The organism is uncultured Winogradskyella sp. (assembly GCF_947498345.1).
In the GTDB taxonomy this organism is placed as follows: domain Bacteria; phylum Bacteroidota; class Bacteroidia; order Flavobacteriales; family Flavobacteriaceae; genus Winogradskyella.
This window is the reverse complement of the sequence record NZ_CANMJY010000008.1, coordinates 129,353-147,064: the sequence shown is the minus strand read 5'-3', so window position 1 is coordinate 147,064 and position 17,712 is coordinate 129,353. Positions and strand designations below refer to the sequence as shown.

The following is a 17,712-nucleotide window of genomic DNA, read 5'->3' as shown; positions in this document are numbered from 1 at the left end:
AACTTATAAAGAATTAACTCAATAATTCTTTGTATTTATCTTTATAACCGTAAAGCACTAGAATATTTAGCACGAGTAATACCACTGATCCACCAATTCCACCAGGATCTAAAACCGCATGGAATAAGAACGCATTAATAGAAATACTCATTAAGATTAAGGCCAATAAAGCGCCAAATTTATTTAGTATTAATGCCAATCCTGCAATGATTTCAACAATACCGACTAACATCAATGTTTTAGAACTGTCTAATGCACCAAAATATGCGGCTGCATCACCAGATAATTCTGGCATTGGTAAAAAACCTGCAAATTTGTTTACTCCAAAAACGAGGATAAAGATTCCAAGTAAAATTCTTAGAACCATAAAAACTTTTGAATTCATAATCGTATAATTTTGTTAGTTATTATTTAACAAGTTACAAAATTATTTTTCGTACCTGTTTAGAGACTTTGTCGTTGCCCATTTATTTAACTAACAAAATGCTTACTCTACAGATATTCTAACACCTTCGCTATGACTACTGAACTCAGGCGCATACATAGATTGTATAGTGCTAATACCGTTACTCATATTACCTGCATTATTAACTCTTAAGTCGTATTCAAATACATAAATTCCTTTAGGTAAAAAATCAATAAAGAAATTTGTTGCAGCATCTTTGGTGCTTTCATAATAGCCCAAACCATCTTGCCATTTGTATTGCGATAAGACATTAATAGGCTCAAAACCTGCGGCTCGCATATCTTTAAGGTGAACAAATTCCATCGAACGATCAGTTGATAGCTCAATTCTTACTCTAACTAAATCTCCAACTTTGAGCTTTGTGTCTGAGGTAACCTCAGAGATTTCTTCACCTTTATCAGTATTAGTTTTTAAGAAGAGTTTTTTGCTCAACTTTAATGGCGTTTCAGCAGAAGTAATCTTGTCTAAATCTTCAAAGTATTGCCAGTATAATGCTCCCCAAGCAATACCATCTCCTTTTTTAGTGATAGTAACTTCTGCTTGTTTTGATTGAATTTCAGAACCTGTCCAAGATGTTTTGTAATAGCCTGTACCTGCTTCAACTTTTACATTTTCTAATCTTGAAGACGATATAGTCTCATCACCAACTCTTACATCAACCATTTCTGTAACATTTAGCCAAGAACTGCCTTGTAATAGTAAAGCATATACAGCTTCTGTAGTAGCTTTAGTGGTTTTCCATTGGTTGGTTTGCTTATTTTTTAATAACCATATTTTTAGGTTATCAATGTCTTCAATATTCTTTGTTTCACTTTGAATAACAGTTCCAACCTCAGAAAAGGCTTCAATTAATAGGGCTTGTGTTTCAATAGGTGCTTGATACCAGTTCCATGAGTTGGTATTTGCTTTCCAGTACATGCCTAACTCTTCGGATGTAATACTGTTTTCCTTTAATGATCTTAAAATTTTACCAGCAGTTTTATCGTTATTCATTCTATACATGGTTAATGTCATTAAACCTTTTGCATATAATGAGCGTGATAACCAATACTTTTTAATTTGACCTTTATAATAATCCATAATTTTCTCAACGTCTTTAGAGACTTTGATTTCTGGATAAAAACTACGCACATATAAATAATGTAATTGCGTATAAGACAAGTGATCCTTATTTAAATCTACTTTTTTATTATATTTTTTTAAGTCTTTATATTCTTTTACAAATTTGGTATCTAAATATTGAATAGCATTTGAAATCATTGATGCTTCATTACCATTTTGAACCACATTAAGTTGCTTTAGATGACCAAAACCAGCTATAATGTGTTGTGTTATATAACGGTTGGCATAACCACCATTAAACCAAGGCCAAGCACCAGAAGGTAATTGGTTTTGTTTTAGTTTGCGTAAGGCTGAGCTTAGCTCATTATTCATTTTGTTGAGATCGAATAACAAACCAATACGTTTTTTCTGCTCAGTTTCAGATTGAGTATCTCGCAACCATGGTGTTTCTTGTATCAATAATGATTTTAATTCTTGATTCTTTTCTAAATTACTCAATAAAGCCTCTTGAGATTTCCATTGGTTAAAAACCGCTTCAATTTTTGGATTCGATTTTACAATATGCTGTGCTAATGCATTAGCATAGTATCTGGAAAAGGTTTGCTCATTACAATCGTAAGGGTATTCCATTAAATAAGGCAAAGCCTGAACCGCATACCAAGCAGGATTTGAGGTCATCTCTAATGTTAACTTATGATTCGTTAACGTCGTAGAGGTGTTATCTTTTAACTTATCTAGTGTAAACGTCTTTGTTTCATTAGATCGCACCCACATTGGTAAGGTTTCTGTAACTAGCATTCTGTTAGATAATACAGGTAGAGCATTTTGTTCTCCATCACTAAAGTCATCAGATTTTGCGATAACTTTATATTGTACAGCTTGGATACCTTCAGGAATATCTAAATTCCAAGTGACCTGTGTATTGCTTTTTGCATCAACTTTAAAACCAAGCTCATTGTATGAATTTGACAATTCATCGTCCAAAGATTTTCCTGTCACGGCATCTGTTAGCAACAATTGCGCAACACCTGATAACTCTTTTTCCGTGAGATTAGCAATTTTAGTACTAATTGAGATTTTGTCACCTTCTCTTAAAAAACGAGGAGCATTTGGTATCACCATCAATTCTTTTTGAGTCACAGTTTCTAATTGGGTAACTGCACTTTCTAGCGTTTTGGTATGCGCTAACAATTGTAATTTCCATTGAGTTAAAGCTTCTGGTGCTTTAAAGTTAAAGTTTACATTACCTTCTTTGTCTGTTTGTAACTGTGGAAAGAAAAATGCGGTTTCGTTTAGGTTTTTTCGGATTTGGATGTTGTCGGAGTCTAATGATTCTTCATTATGCCCTTCTTTTTCAGCTCTCTTTGCAATAACAGTTCCACCACTTTGTTCTGTTAACTGATTGTAAACAAGAGCTTTTTTATTATTTACGTCCATTACGACTACAGATTCTAAGTCTTCATCTGCTTCAAAAGCTTCACTAGCAAGTTCATTGATTTCAATTCCAGGAGCTCTGCCTTTAATTAAATATTTAGTTTTACCAAACCCAAAATATAACCCAAACCAATTCAATTGGTCATAACTTTGACTTGCATATCCATTTGGGTAAGCAAAACGATTAAACAATTTAAAATTAGTATTCCCAAAACTCTGTCTAAAGCTTTTGTTTAGCCTTCCGTAATACTGTGATCTGTTGATTGGATTAAAATTCCAATTGTGTGGTACAAATTCATCTAAGGATGCATCATACATGCCAGCTAATAATTCAGCAGATACTTTATCTCCTTTTGGACCTTTTATTTTAAAACTCCAGGTCTCTTCTTGTCCTGGCTGTAGCTTATCCCTAAAGGTCGTAGTTTCAATTTCCAGATCCGTTTTTGGATAACGTACATTAACTCTAAAACTTTGAGGTATATAACTATTAAATGCAGCAAAACTGGTATGCACTACAAAGCCGCCTAAATCATTTTCTAATACAGGAATGCTAATTGTTTGTTTAGAATCACTGAGTTTTACTAATTGCGTTACAATAATTTTGTTGTCTTTTTCAACTTCTAAAGTTACTGTAATGTCTTTTGCCGCAGAACCTAGGGTGAGCTTTGCGATATCACCAATTTTATAACTGTCTTTATCTAAAGACGCTTCAAATAATTGATGATTTGCAACGGTTTTGTCATTTTTACTATAAAGAGATGTGTATACTTTATCCTTTACGTCTTGTCCAAATTGATCCTTGCTTTCAGCGACAATAATATACTTTCCAGAGTCCCATTTCTTTAACCTTTTTAAAGTGATGGTTTTTTCTTTTTCAGTATCAAAATCAGCACTAAAAACTTGCTCTCCTCGATCCCAATTATTTAATAGGTGTTCGTTATTATAAGGGTCGTGAGGGAATAGTCTTTTAAATTCGTTCTGAGTTATAACCTGATAATCTGGCGCATTCCAAGGTCTGTTTCGTAATACATAGTTTGGTGCGTTGAGTTTATAGACTTTAATCGTTCCTTTTGCAGGGACGTTTTCACCATTTAAATTTTGAGATAGTAAAGAAATGGTAATGTCTTTTTTAGATTTATTAATGACTTCTGGTGCAACTATGCTTAATGTCATAGCGTGATATCCAACATTAACTATAGTAGTTGTTGAACGGGTTTCTCCATTAATATCTGTAATATCTGCTGAAACTTCGTATCTAAATACAGGTAGGTTGTCTTTTGAAACACGCTCATCAGGTAATGCTTTAAAAACCACTTCAAATTCACCTTTGTCATTTGTTTTGGTCTCACCAAATGTTATTTCCTGTAGTTCAGAATTGTAAAATGGTCGTCTCCAATAGTACCAATCAGGATATTGTACTTGGCGCTTTACACGATAAACGACCTTAGCATCCGTAATATTACTACCAGCAAACGCTAATGCCGTGCCTTTTACAGTTATACTGTCATTGACTTTATAGGTTTCTGCAATCGGTTGAAATTCTGGTTTAAACTTTGGACGTTTATATTCTTCTACTGAAAAATAGGTGTAACCAATCGTTCCTGAGAACATTTCAATAGTATAGTTGCCTGTAAGTCCATCGTTAGGTAAAATAAATTCACCACTAACCGAGCCAAATTCATTGGTTTTTAACATGAGCTCACCAACGTCTTCACCATTTACATTTTTGAGTGTTATTTTAGCAGCGTTATTGGCGAAGACTTCTGTTTTTTCGTCTTTTGTAGCGGTTGCTATACCTTTAAAGTAAACCGTCTGTCCTGGTCTGTATATGCTACGATCAGTAAATAAAAAGACATTGTATTGTGTGTCGTTATTGACGTTGCGATCGTATGTTCTACCTACGTGATAGTTGCCAAAAAAGGCAATCTCATCATTATAAGTTGCTTTTATCTCAACAGCTCTGTAATAGTTGTTATCTCGATTAAACTTAAACTTACCAAAACGGTCAGTACTTAACTTTTTAGTGAATGTCTTATTTCTATTGTTTCTATAGCTTAGCTTAATATTAGCATTGGTAATTGGTGAGCTGTTAATTCTATTGATAAGTTGGTAATATACCGCATCATTTTGCACGCTTTCTACCAATGCCATATCTGTGATTTGAATATGCGCAGTGGCAAAAACATTGTCTTTTGTGTCAGTTTCTGCTTTTATAAGGTATAATCCGTTTGCTAATTCAGGAACAATGATTTCAGTACGATGTTCTTGATAATCCCCCTCAGATTTTAGAGTGCTTGAAAACGCCTCTACCGCATCCAGATTTTTGAAAAACTTAATTTTATCGCCAACATTGTAGGTTTTGTTAAAAGTTTCTAGCTGTCTTTTATTGACTTTGTAAATCTTAAAATCTAAGCTTTTTAAATTTCTATAGTTAACTAAAATTCGAGATGCTGAATTTATAGGAATATATGTTTCAGCATAAATGCTTAAACTCGATATAAGTATCTGTTGTTTTAAAATTTTACATTGATTGGCTCCATCACTCTCAGGGTATTTTGAAATTACAGTATCACATAATTCTATAGCATCTTTAAGTTTCCAGCGATAAGTATTTTTAACTTCTTTATGGCTATTATTACTATTGTATAGATTTCCTAAGTCTTTATAAACTGTGGCTATTTCAAAATTATATAAAGCTGATAACGATGAGTCTTTTAGCTCTTTAGCCTTTGCATTTAAAGTTTGTACTAATGCATTTTCTTTATGATTAAAAGTAGCGTGTTGAGCAACAAACTTTAAGCGTTCAATATCTACATTAACAAAAGCTTTACTTACTTTATCCTTACGATGAAATTTTAAAAGATTCTGATAGATTTTTAAAGCGTTTAACTGTAGAGATAATGAATCTTTAGATTCAAGCTTTTGATTAATGAATTGTTCACTATTATCGATAAGAGCTTCATCTTCAATTTTAAATTTATAAGCAGGTTGTGTAATACTATTTTCACTTGTTTTATAAAACTGTAGCGCATTATGACTCAATAAATCAAAAAGTGTAGGTCTGTAAATTTTAGAGCTCTTGGCTTCGTTTAAAAGTATTTTATAGTTCTCCAGAGATTCTAACTGAAGCATTAAACCGTTTTTAAGCGAACGTTGATAATAGAGATGTATTTCGTTGAAAAGCGTTTCTAAATCCCAGGTTCTAAAATCTATATCATCAACTTTTTCTGCTGTTTTAGACCGGTTATAAAACTTATATCGGTTTTGTTGAAAATATTGCCAGTATAATGTAGCTAGCATATTTTCTAATAAATGTTTGGTTACTATATCGTCTGTAATATCAATTTCAGATTTAAAGTCTTTTACGATATTGAGCTGAGCATCCTCTTGAAGCGTTAACATGTATTTGCTTTTGTAAAGCAAAGCTTTAATACGTTGTTGCTTATCTTTTTTATGGATTGCAGATTGGTATATTTTTTCCACCAAATCCGAAGCACTTTTGGTAAGGCCTTCTTTTTCGAATTGGATTACAGCTTCCCATTGGCTTTCAAAATGATTTTGAGCATTAGAAAAAAAAGCAAAGCAAATAAGCATGAGTATAGAGATATAATTTTTCATCAGTATGTGTTTTCTACAAAATACCTTCAAAAGGTATTCCAAAAAAAGCAATAAGAAGTGAGTCTCTTATTTGGATGAGTGAAGTTACACAATTTGAGAGTGAAACGGAACGTTAATAAATTGTATTTTTGTAAAAAAATGCTAATTACTATGAATAAGTTTCTGTGTATTTTTTTTATATCATCCTTTTGTTTTTCTCAGACTTCAAAAGAAAAAGCGCAAAGCTTTATTGCCGAAAAAGCGTTTGTTAATGCTCAAAATGAAATAGTTTCATTTTTAGAATCTCATCCTAATGATAAAGAAGCTATTGAACTTTTGGGTGATGCTTATGGGCATCAAAAGAAATGGGATGAAGCCATTGAACAATACGAAAAACTCAAAGAAAAAGAACCCACAAATGCCAATTATCACTATAAGTATGGTGGCGCTCTAGGTATGAAAGCATTAAGTATTAGTAAACTTAAAGCTTTGGGGATTATTGGTGATGTAAAACGTGCTTTTTTAAAAGCTGCAGAATTAGACCCAAACCATATTGATGCACGTTGGGCTTTAGTAGAATTGTATGTTTCTCTACCAGGTATTGTGGGTGGAAGCAACTCAAAAGCACTAAAATATGCTAACGAACTCCAAAAGCTTTCAAAAGTAGATGGCTACTTAGCAAAAGGTTATGTCTATGAATATGATGACGAACCTGAGTTGGCTGAAAAATACTACCGCTTAGCTATAAAAGTAGGTGGTTCGGTAACTTGTTATGATAAGCTAACCACGTTTTATGAAAAACAGGGAAAACCAAATAAAGCCATCGATAATCTAGAGGAAGCTCAGCAAAAATTACAACGTAATGCTATGCATTATCAGATTGGCAAAGTTTGTGCGGATTACAACTTGCAATTAGATAAAGGTGAGAAGTGCCTAAAGACCTATTTGTCTAATCATTCTGCCAAAGATGGAGTGCCTAAAGCTTGGGCTTATTATCGTTTAGCACAAATCTACAAACACAAAAATAATAAGACAGAAGCCCTTAAATGGATTGATAAAGCCATTGCTGGGTTACCAAAAATTAAAGTCTTTAAAGAGGAAAAATCTAGTATTTACAGGCTTTAGTATCGTACGTATAAATATTATTTATGTAAATCATTAAAATTATTAATGACTTAAATATTTGTTAAATATGCAAAATTAATAGTATTACTATTATATTTGAAACCAAATATTTTAATCATGATTAATTTACTGTCAAATTTAAAAATATCAGTTCCTGATAAAATCTTTATTAAAGATCCAGAATCATCAGATTTAGGTAAGCGTATCATTGGACATAGTATTTTGTTGATCGATGAAATAGGTTTCGACAGTTTTACATTCAAAAAACTAGGGAATAAGATCGGGTCAAATGAAAGTTCTATTTACCGTTATTTTGAGAGTAAGCATAAGCTACTTTTATATCTTACATCTTGGTATTGGGCATGGATAGAATATCAACTGGTTTTTGCTACCCACAATGTGCCAGATAATAAATTGCAATTACATAAAGCAATAGATATAGTTACAAGAACCATTAAAGAAGATATAGCCTTTACTCATATTAATGAAGTAGTGTTAAATAGAATTATTATTAATGAATATTCTAAATCTTACTTAACAAAGGAGGTAGATAGCGAAAACAAAGAAGGCTATTTTGTGGTATACAAAAGGCTCATTAAACGTTTAAGTGAATTTATTAACAAGGTAGATCCTGATTATAAGTTTCCGTCGAGTCTCGCTAGTACTATCGTAGAAGGTGCATTGCATCAGCATTTTTTAAAGGCACATTTTAGTTCAATCACAGACTGTGGTAAAGATGTCACTCCAACCGAATTTTTTATCAACCTAACTCAAAACGTTTTAAAGACAACAACAGATGAATCAAGATAAACCTCTTCTAACACCTTGGCAACGTTTCCTGGGAATTTTAAGATTAGAAAAAAAGGATTTATTGCAAGTAATCTACTATGCAGTATTTTCAGGATTAATTAGTCTTACATTACCATTAGGTATTCAGGCAATTATCAATTTAATACAAGGTGCACAAGTTAGCACATCATGGATAGTGCTGGTTATTTTAGTCACTCTAGGAGTCGTTTTTGTGGGCATATTACAGCTTATGCAGATGCGAATTATAGAAACTGTACAACAACGTATTTTTATGAGAGCTTCTTTTGAGTTTACATATCGCTTTCCAAAGATAAAAATGAACGAATTGCGTAACTATTATCCGCCAGAGTTAGCAAATCGCTTCTTTGATGTACTAACTGTTCAGAAAGGATTGGCTAAATTACTTATCGATGTACCTGCTGCAGTCTTACAGATTGTATTTGCATTGATATTGTTATCGTTTTATCATCCATTTTTTATAGCATTTGGCTTTCTTTTAATCTTGCTGATTTATATCGTTTTTAAGTTTACCATTCAAAAGGGAATGTATACAAGCTTAATTGAATCTAAGAAGAAGTATATGGTGGCACATTGGATTCAAGAAGTAGCTAGAGCTATTACAAGTTTTAAGATTTCTGGCAGCACCTCTCTGGCCTTGGATAAAAACGACAAACTGGTAGATGGCTACTTAAAAGCCAGGGAAAACCACTTTAAGATTCTGATAATTCAATTTATACAGATGGTAGGTTTTAAAGTCATTGTAACTGCTGGTCTTTTAGTTATTGGTGGACTCTTGGTGCTTAGCCAGGAAATGAATATAGGTCAGTTCGTTGCAGCAGAAATCATTATTTTATTGGTTATCGCATCTGTAGAAAAACTCATCTTAGGATTAGAATCATTTTATGATGTTTTAACCTCTTTAGAGAAAATGGGACAGGTAGTAGATAAAAAATTAGAACCACAAGATGGAATTGAAGTTGATACTGCTGAGCATTTAAAAATTGAATTTGATAATGTGACTTACGAAGTACCAAATAGAGCTCAACCTATATTAAATAATGTGTCAATTACAATCCATCCATCGAGTCGTGTTTTAATTCAAGGTCCAAGCGGTTCGGGTAAATCGAGTTTGCTTAGAATGATTTCTGGAATTATTCACCCTACAAAAGGCCGAATATTTGTTAATGATGAATCACTTCAAAATATACACCTTAATAACTATAGATCTTGTTTAGGGTTATCGTTGGCAGAAGAGACACCGTTTGAAGGTAGTATAAAAGATAACCTTACGTTAGTTAATAAAGATATTACAGAAGCCGAGATCAATAAAGTTATAGAGATTGTTGGCTTACGAGAATATATTAAACAAACAGAAAATGGGTTAGATACAATTATTTATCCTGAAGGTAAACAAATGTCTTTTACAGTTGCAAAGAAAATTATTTTAGCCAGGGCAATTCTAAAAAAGCCTAAAGTATTAGTGCTCGAAGAGCCTTTAGAACATTTTGAAGCATCTGAGGCCAAACGTATAATTAAAGCATTAACATCGCCAGAAAATCCATGGGCATTGATTGTTGCAAGCTTTAATAAAGATTGGGCTAGTGATTGTACAGATGTCATAACTTTAAATAATGGTGAAATTATCTAAAAAGAACAGCTATGTTGAATATTTCGAATAACCCATTGAATAAAAAAGTTGACCTTTCAACTTATAAATCAAGCAAGCGTGTCTTTAACGGTAGATACTATAAATATTTTAATCGTTTTTTAGGGGCCTTTGCTATTATAGGTGTAATCATTTTATTTCTGCCTTGGACACAAAATATTACAGGTAGAGGTAATGTTACCACCTTAACTCCAGATCAACGACCTCAAACCATTCAATCTCCGATTCCAGGTAGAATAGAGCAGTGGTTTGTACGCGAAGGAGATTTTGTAGCTAAAGGGGATACAATTATGAAAATCTCAGAAATAAAAAGCGAGTACTTTGATCCTAATTTAGTGGAGCGAACAGCTCAGCAACGTGATGCCAAAGCACAATCTGTTGGTTCTTACGAAGAAAAAGTAAGAGCTTTGGATAGGCAAATTGCTGCATTGGTTAATGAACGTGGCTTAAAATTAGAACAAGCTAGAAATAAATTATTACAATCTAAGCTAAAGGTACAAAGCGATAGCATTGATTTTGAAGCAGCAAAGACAAACAAGCAAATTGCTCAGCGTCAATTTGATCGAACAGTAACACTTAAAGAAGAAGGTTTTAAAGCGACACGAGATGTAGAAGATAAGCGATTAAAGCTTCAGGAAACAGAAGCCAAATTAATTTCTCAAGAAAATAAATTATTGACCAGTAAAAATGAAGTGATCAATGCTGAGGTAGAAATATCTCGAGTTACGGCTTCTTATGCAGATAAAATTTCAAAAGCGCAGAGTGATAAGTTTACGGCACAGTCTAGTCAATTCGATACTGAAGCTCAAGTGACAAAATTAGACAACCAATATTCTAATTATAAAATGCGAAATGCACTACAGTTTGTAACAGCTCCTTACGATGGTTATATCAACAAGGCATTGCGAGGTGGAGTAGGACAGACCTTTAAGGAAGGAGAATCCTTAGTTGGTATTATGCCAGCTCAGGTAGATTTAGCTGTAGAAACCTTTGTAGAGCCAATAGACTTACCATTATTGCATTTAGGTGAAAAAGTAAGAGTTCAATTTGATGGTTGGCCTGCAATTGTCTTTAGTGGTTGGCCAAATATTTCTTACGGAACTTATGGTGCAAAAGTTGTTGCTATAGAGAATTTTATTAGCGATAACGGTAGATTTAGAGTTCTGCTGGCACCAGATGAGGATGATCATAAATGGCCTAAAGACATTAGAGCTGGCTCAGGAGCATTTACAATGGCATTGTTAGACGATGTGCCAATCTGGTTTGAATTGTGGAGACAGTTAAATGGTTTTCCTCCTAATTATTACCAACCAGAGGGAGCTACTAAAGCAAAAACTAAAAAAGGACATTAAATGAGACTAAGGTTTATAGGATTACTCGTCAGTTTCAGTTTTATGGGATTTTCTCAAAATGAAAGTTTAGATAAAGTACTTCGTTTTGATGAGTATTTAGGTTTTGTAAAAAAGTTTCATCCTATTGTTAAGCAGGCTCAATTAGTGATAGATGAGAGTCAGGCTAAACTAATGAAGTCCAGAGGTGCTTTTGATCCAAAACTCGAAATTGATTATGATAGAAAGAAGTTTAAAAACACTGAATATTTTGATAGGCTCAATGGTACTTTTAAAATTCCGACTTGGTTTGGTGTAGAATTGAAAGGAACATTCGAGGAAAACTCAGGAGATTTTTTAAATCCCGAAGCTTTTGTACCAGATGATGGTCTATATAGCGCTGGTGTTTCTGTTCCTTTGGGTCAAGGTCTATGGATTAATGATAGAATGGCTGCTTTAAAACAAGCCAGATTATTTAGAGAACAAGCCAAGGCAGATCGCGATATTTATATAAACAACATTTTGTTTGAAGCATCGCTTGTGTATTTTGAGTGGCTGCAAGCCTACAATGAATTAAAGTTATTCGAAAACTTTTTGATCAATGCAGAATTGCGTTATAGAGGTATTGTTAAAGGAGTTGAGGTAGGTGAAAATGCAGAAATTGATGCTACTGAAGCCAGAATTGCCTTAAATAACAGAAAGCTAAGTTTAGAGCAATCTAAAGTAAAGTTGATGAAAGCAGCTTTAGAGCTCTCTAACTTTTTATGGTTAGAAAATAATATACCGGTAGAATTGCAACCAGATGTTATTCCAGATGTAGACACTGAGCCAATAGTAGATGCTACGTTTAATATCAATCAGTTACAAACCGATGAGGCTATTATAGAATCACACCCAAAGATATTATCCTTGGATTATAAGTTACAGGGCTTAGAAGTCGATTCGCGCTTAAAAGCAAACCGGTTATTGCCTAGAATAGATGTTGAGTATAACTTTTTAACAGAGACTCCAGATGTGGCAAGGACATTTAATACAGCAGAATATAAAGGAGGTTTAAATGTCAGCTTTCCGCTATTTTTAAGGAAAGAACGTGGAGATTTAAAGTTAGCAAGAATAAAGCAAAGAGATACTGAGTTTGAAATTGGTGCTACACGTGTTACCTTGAAGAATAAGATTGATGCTTTAAAGCAAGAGCTAGAATCGTATGTTGCTCAAAATGAAATAACGCTTCAAATGGTTACGGATTACGAGCGTATGCTTCAAGCTGAAGAACGTAAGTTTGAATTGGGTGAAAGTTCATTGTTTTTGGTTAACTCACGAGAATCTAAGCTTATTGATGGACAGTTAAAAGCAATAGAAATTCAGAATAAGTTTTTTAGCACAAAAGCAAAATTGTTTAATAGTTTAGCAGTAAATCCTGAGTTATAAAATGTGTTTCTGATGCTACACTTAGTACAGTCGAAGTACTTAGTTAAGTTATAGATTCAAATGGCTTCGACTAGGCTCTGCCAGACATTTTAGATATATTTATTGTTCTTCCCTTTTCAAAAAACTTATAGTATTTTTACAACACTTATTTAAGGATACTATGAACGTACATTTTATTGCTATTGGTGGTGCCGCGATGCACAATTTAGCTCTAGCTCTTCATCATAAAGGTTATAAAGTCACAGGAAGTGATGACGAAATTTTTAACCCTTCAAAGTCAAGATTAGAAGCCAAAGGACTATTGCCAAAAGCTTTTGGTTGGTATCCAGAAAAAATAACACCCAATTTAGATGCCATTGTTTTGGGGATGCATGCTAAAGCAGATAACCCAGAATTGCTTAAAGCTCAAGAATTGGGTTTGAAAATTTATAGCTATCCTGAATTTTTGTATGAACAAGCCAAGAATAAAACACGTGTTGTTATTGGTGGAAGTCACGGAAAGACGACCATTACCTCAATGATCTTGCATGTGATGCATTATCACGATTGCGACGTGGATTATATGGTTGGAGCACAGCTCGAAGGTTTTGATGTGATGGTAAAACTTACGGAAGATAATGATTTTATGGTCTTAGAAGGAGATGAGTATTTGAGTTCTCCAATAGACAGACGACCAAAATTTCACTTGTACAAGCCTAATATTGCCTTGTTAAGTGGTATTGCCTGGGACCATATTAATGTGTTTCCTACTTACGAGAATTATGTTGAGCAGTTTAGCATTTTTGTAGATTCTATTGTTAGAGGAGGAAGCATTAATTACAATGAAGAAGATGCTGAGGTGAAGCGCGTCGTGGAGGCTTCAGAAAACCAGATAAGAAAGATTGCCTACCAAACACCAGAATACACCGTTGAAAATGGTGAAACCCTATTAGAAACACCTGAAGGGCCAATGCCAATTGAGGTATTTGGAGCACATAACCTTAATAACTTAGCTGGAGCCAAATGGATTTGCCAGCATATGGGTATTGACGAAGACGATTTTTACGAGGCCATTTCTACCTTTAAAGGAGCAAGTAAACGCTTAGAAAAAATTGCCGAGAATTCTAAAAGTGTTGCTTATAAAGATTTTGCACATTCACCTAGTAAAGTAGAAGCTACAACTAAAGCGGTTAAAGAACAGTATAGTGATAGAACTTTAGTGGCGTGTTTAGAATTGCATACTTACAGTAGTTTAAACGCCGAATTTTTAAAAGAATATAAAGGGGCTTTAGACGTTGCTGATGTTGCCGTTGTATTTTACTCACCTCATGCTGTAGAAATTAAAAAGTTAGAAGAAGTAACTCACGAGCAAATCGCAACAGCTTTTGAACGTGAGGATTTAATTATCTATACCAACCCAGACGATTTTAAAGATTTTCTGTTCTCGCAAAATTTTGACAACAAATCCCTGCTTTTAATGAGTTCTGGTAATTATGGTGGTTTGGATTTTGATGAGGTGAAAAAGTTCTTTTAATAATCTTTAAATTAAAAATATGTACAAAACTATTGTTACACTTTCTATTCTATTCTTTAGTATTTCTGTATTTGCTAAATCAGGTAAAGTTATAGTTTCTGGCAAAGTCAGTAATCCTTCAGCCACTTCAATTAAGATTACTTTTTTCGATTATAAAGAAGTAACTTCAGCTGACCTAGATGATGACGGAGATTTCAAACTATCTACTAAAATAGAAGAGGGCTTTTATTTTTTGACTTATGGTCGTAATACGGCTTATATATATCTATATCCAAAAGATGAATTGTATATAAGTTTTGATGCTGAGCATTTTGATGAAACACTTGTGTTTGAAGGTAAAGGTGCAGCGCGAAATAATTATCTCGCTAAAAAATCAGCTATTGATGAAGAACTCACCAAGGATTTAGAAGCTTTTTATAAAGTTGATGAATCAACGTATTTAAAGAATATTGAAAACCTAAAACAGGTTCATCTCAAGAAATTAGAGCAATCCACTACTGAAGACTTTTTTAAAGTAGCTGAAAGGAAATCTATAGAGTATCAGCGTTTACTAAGTATTCAAAATTATGCCAACAGTTACAAATTTTATTTAGGTGATGAAATATCACCTTCGTTAGACTTTTATAAGCCACTTGATAAAGTTAAATTGAACAAAGAAGATGATTATAAAAAACAACCTTACTATCGCTATTTGGTGAATTCAATTTGGAGTAAAAAAATTGAGGCAGCACCAAATGCAGATGAAATGTTAAATGTATTGCGTGAGGTTCCTTTACGAGATACTGCTATCACTTTAGTAAATGGATTTTACTCAAAAATTTCATCAAATAAAGAGCGCGCTAAAGACTATCTCGACCTAATAAAGATGGTTACGACTCATCAACCTTTTATTGAGGCTGCAGAAAAGCAATACAATGAGGTAATGAAGTCATAGGGCTTGGCAAAAGGAGATACTTCTCCAGTATTTAGTTATGAGTCTGTGGATGGCAAAATCATTAGCTTGGAAGATTTAAAAGGTAAGTATGTTTATATTGATGTTTGGGCAACTTGGTGTAGTCCGTGTATTAAACAAGTACCTTATTTAAGAGTACTTGAAGAGCGTTATCATAATAAAAATATAGTTTTTGTGAGTATTTCGGTAGATAAAGAAAAGGTGAAAGATACCTGGAAGCAATTTATAATAGATAAGCAACTTGGCGGTATTCAGCTTTTTGCAGACAAATCATTTGATAGTGATTTTATGAATGCTTATGCGGTAAATTCTATTCCACGATTTATTTTAATAGATCCAGAAGGGAAAATAATTGATTCTGAAGCACCAAGACCTTCTTTTGAAAAGACAAGAGTGCTACTTGATGAATTATTGAATTGATATCTGATTATTCATCTGAATATTTTCAACAAAGGCTTTAAACACCTCTTTATGTTTTTCTAAATCTAAATCTGGAGATACAGCTACTCTTGCAATATAATCTTTATCACTTTCTTTCGTTGTGCCTTGTGTTGAGGTTGCAGGTATGGTCCAATAGCAACCTTTTAATTGCCCATAGCTTACACAATACTTGCTTTCATTGGGGATTTTATTAATCATAAGACTAATAAGCTTATGATTTAACTCACGTTTATAGGTTTCCTTTTCTTCTGCTGTATCACCTTGCGTTGGAAGGTCTAGTGAAAAAACAGAAGGTGTAAATCCTTGGGCAGCTAGTGCTTCTGATACAAAATTAATTTTGGCATCAGGCAAGATATCTTGTATGAAAGTTACAAACTCACGTGTATTGGTATAGGCGTTGCTAATACGTTGCAACATGGATGGCAGTTGTTCTGCTAAGATTTTATACTGCAAATCTGTGGCTTCGTTATCGCATACATTAAGATGCTGCTTTATGCTGTGCATTAAAGCTTCTGCTTTTTTGTTCGCTACACAATAACCTGCAGTACATTTTCCGCCACTAGGAAACTTAGAACCGCTAACATAAGCAATAGTCTTTACTGTTGAAAGGGTTTCATTGTCTCCTAAAAAGTTAAGGTTAGGACAAAACGTTTGGTCTAAAATAAAAACTGGTGCAGTAGCGATTTCACCTTTTGGTGTTTGTCTAACTTTGGTTAAAACTGCCTTTAATTGCTCTAAGTCCGGGACTTCTACACGAGGATTTGTTGGGATTTCGGCAATGATATAGGGTACAGCGTCTTCGATTGCAATTTTACTTAAAACGTTTTCTAAACTTTGCACCATATCATTATCACCGTCGACTTCTAAATCCACAACTTCAACATGGTTTAAGCAAACAGCAACACGTCTTGCTTGATCATTAGTACCTCCATAACAGTTAGTAGGTACAATAAATTTAATAGCTTTTCCTTGATGTTGTTTTAAGGCCTCATCAATAAGTCCCATCATAATGGCATACTGAACCGAGAGTCCACTGGAGCCAACGATTGCTTTAGATGATGAATTCGTAATGGTTTTTATGGAATGTAATACGCTGGTTTTATGATCTTCAATACTAAGGTTTTGCGTAATAATTGAAGTTTGATCAGTTAACGCTTTTAAAGCAATTACACAATTTGTAGGTGTCATAGCTATGGTTTCTCGTCGTCTCACATGCTGTATGTCCGATATGTAATCTGTGTTATCTTCACCATTTATAACTAAAATACTTCCTAAGTCTGAATATAAATTCACGTAAAAATCAATATGCGGATTTAGACTTACAGCTTCAACCTTATTTTGCTCTGAAATAAAGACATTGCTGCCATCAAATTGTGTGATTGCGTCAATATTTTCAACTTGTTTTAATTCAAAATTATAACCATAAACACGCTTTATCAGCTCAGTATCAAAGCATTCAGTTAGTTTGTCTGTGTAAAGAATTTGAGTGTTTTTATTATCGAGTAAATTTTTTCTAAGAATTGCCAAAACAGGGATTGTTTGTGACGAAAAACCAATTACATGTTCTGATTTTTGGTGTTGCAACTTGGCAATTGTCCATTCTAAAACACAAGACAAAGGATGACCCAAGCGAATATAGTCATAGGCTGTGGGTAATTTAGCAAGTATCAAGGCCTCAAAGCTGTTGCTTTTAAACAGAGATTCAAATTGGTCTATGAATTCTGTTTTTGCTAATGTTTCATTGTAAATATCCAGCCGATGTGTTGTTAAATTGAGCCAATCACTTGGCATATTTTCTAATACGGCTTTTATATAATTAAGGATTTTTGTGTCTTGCATACATTCCATATTTATGGATGGTAAAGATACGTTAGTTGACTTTTTATCTGA

General features: G+C 33.6%; 11 protein-coding genes. 8 read left to right on the top strand and 3 right to left on the bottom strand.

All coding sequences use genetic code 11. The annotated features are described in order from the left end of the window. Positions 1–13: 13 nt before the first annotated feature. Positions 14–385: a DoxX family membrane protein gene (locus Q0912_RS12080; RefSeq protein ID WP_299115393.1), complete on the bottom strand. Its 372-nt coding sequence runs from the start codon at positions 383–385 to the stop codon at positions 14–16. A 102-nt stretch (positions 386–487) separates the two neighbouring features. Beyond that, the gene (locus Q0912_RS12075) at positions 488–6,580 is read right to left on the bottom strand and encodes an MG2 domain-containing protein (protein WP_299115391.1); all 6,093 of its coding nucleotides are present in this window, start codon (positions 6,578–6,580) and stop codon (positions 488–490) included. 150 nt (positions 6,581–6,730) lie between these two features. Here Q0912_RS12075 and Q0912_RS12070 point away from each other — a divergent pair, with 150 nt between their 5' ends. From Q0912_RS12070 to Q0912_RS12035, 8 genes are all read left to right on the top strand, one after another. Continuing rightward, the gene (locus Q0912_RS12070; RefSeq protein ID WP_299115389.1) at positions 6,731–7,684 is read left to right on the top strand and encodes a tetratricopeptide repeat protein; all 954 of its coding nucleotides are present in this window, start codon (positions 6,731–6,733) and stop codon (positions 7,682–7,684) included. A gap of 117 nt (positions 7,685–7,801) precedes the next feature. Beyond that, on the top strand, positions 7,802–8,494 hold the full coding sequence (locus Q0912_RS12065) for a TetR/AcrR family transcriptional regulator (protein WP_299115388.1): 693 nt from the start codon (positions 7,802–7,804) through the stop codon (positions 8,492–8,494). Next, positions 8,481–10,142, top strand: a complete 1,662-nt coding sequence (locus Q0912_RS12060; protein ID WP_299115386.1) for an ATP-binding cassette domain-containing protein — start codon at positions 8,481–8,483, stop codon at positions 10,140–10,142. Before Q0912_RS12065 ends, Q0912_RS12060 begins: the two co-directional genes overlap by 14 nt. An 11-nt stretch (positions 10,143–10,153) precedes the next feature. Next, positions 10,154–11,512: a biotin/lipoyl-binding protein gene (locus Q0912_RS12055; RefSeq protein ID WP_299115384.1), complete on the top strand. Its 1,359-nt coding sequence runs from the start codon at positions 10,154–10,156 to the stop codon at positions 11,510–11,512. Beyond that, on the top strand, positions 11,513–12,916 hold the full coding sequence (locus Q0912_RS12050) for a TolC family protein (RefSeq protein ID WP_299115382.1): 1,404 nt from the start codon (positions 11,513–11,515) through the stop codon (positions 12,914–12,916). A gap of 160 nt (positions 12,917–13,076) precedes the next feature. Further along, complete coding sequence (locus Q0912_RS12045; RefSeq protein ID WP_299115380.1) at positions 13,077–14,429, top strand: Mur ligase domain-containing protein; 1,353 nt, start codon at positions 13,077–13,079, stop codon at positions 14,427–14,429. 19 nt (positions 14,430–14,448) lie between these two features. Next, entirely contained in the window at positions 14,449–15,363 is a 915-nt protein-coding gene (locus Q0912_RS12040) for a hypothetical protein (RefSeq protein WP_299115378.1), read from the top strand. A gap of 3 nt (positions 15,364–15,366) precedes the next feature. After that, positions 15,367–15,801, top strand: coding sequence for a TlpA disulfide reductase family protein (locus tag Q0912_RS12035; RefSeq protein WP_299115376.1), 435 nt, complete (start codon positions 15,367–15,369; stop codon positions 15,799–15,801). Here Q0912_RS12035 and Q0912_RS12030 read toward each other — a convergent pair. Further along, a complete protein-coding gene (locus Q0912_RS12030; protein ID WP_299115374.1) occupies positions 15,790–17,661 on the bottom strand; it encodes a PLP-dependent transferase in 1,872 nt (623 codons plus the stop codon). The two genes, Q0912_RS12035 and Q0912_RS12030, sit on opposite strands and share 12 nt — an antisense overlap. Between the last annotated feature and the right edge of the window lie 51 nt (positions 17,662–17,712).

Coding starts and splice junctions, on each gene's coding strand:
- Q0912_RS12080 (WP_299115393.1), bottom strand. CDS start 385: ATGAATTCAAAAGTTTTTATGGTTCTAAGAATTTTACTTGGAATCTTT.
- Q0912_RS12075 (WP_299115391.1), bottom strand. CDS start 6,580: ATGAAAAATTATATCTCTATACTCATGCTTATTTGCTTTGCTTTTTTT.
- Q0912_RS12070 (WP_299115389.1), top strand. CDS start 6,731: ATGAATAAGTTTCTGTGTATTTTTTTTATATCATCCTTTTGTTTTTCT.
- Q0912_RS12065 (WP_299115388.1), top strand. CDS start 7,802: ATGATTAATTTACTGTCAAATTTAAAAATATCAGTTCCTGATAAAATC.
- Q0912_RS12060 (WP_299115386.1), top strand. CDS start 8,481: ATGAATCAAGATAAACCTCTTCTAACACCTTGGCAACGTTTCCTGGGA.
- Q0912_RS12055 (WP_299115384.1), top strand. CDS start 10,154: ATGTTGAATATTTCGAATAACCCATTGAATAAAAAAGTTGACCTTTCA.
- Q0912_RS12050 (WP_299115382.1), top strand. CDS start 11,513: ATGAGACTAAGGTTTATAGGATTACTCGTCAGTTTCAGTTTTATGGGA.
- Q0912_RS12045 (WP_299115380.1), top strand. CDS start 13,077: ATGAACGTACATTTTATTGCTATTGGTGGTGCCGCGATGCACAATTTA.
- Q0912_RS12040 (WP_299115378.1), top strand. CDS start 14,449: ATGTACAAAACTATTGTTACACTTTCTATTCTATTCTTTAGTATTTCT.
- Q0912_RS12030 (WP_299115374.1), bottom strand. CDS start 17,661: ATGCAAGACACAAAAATCCTTAATTATATAAAAGCCGTATTAGAAAAT.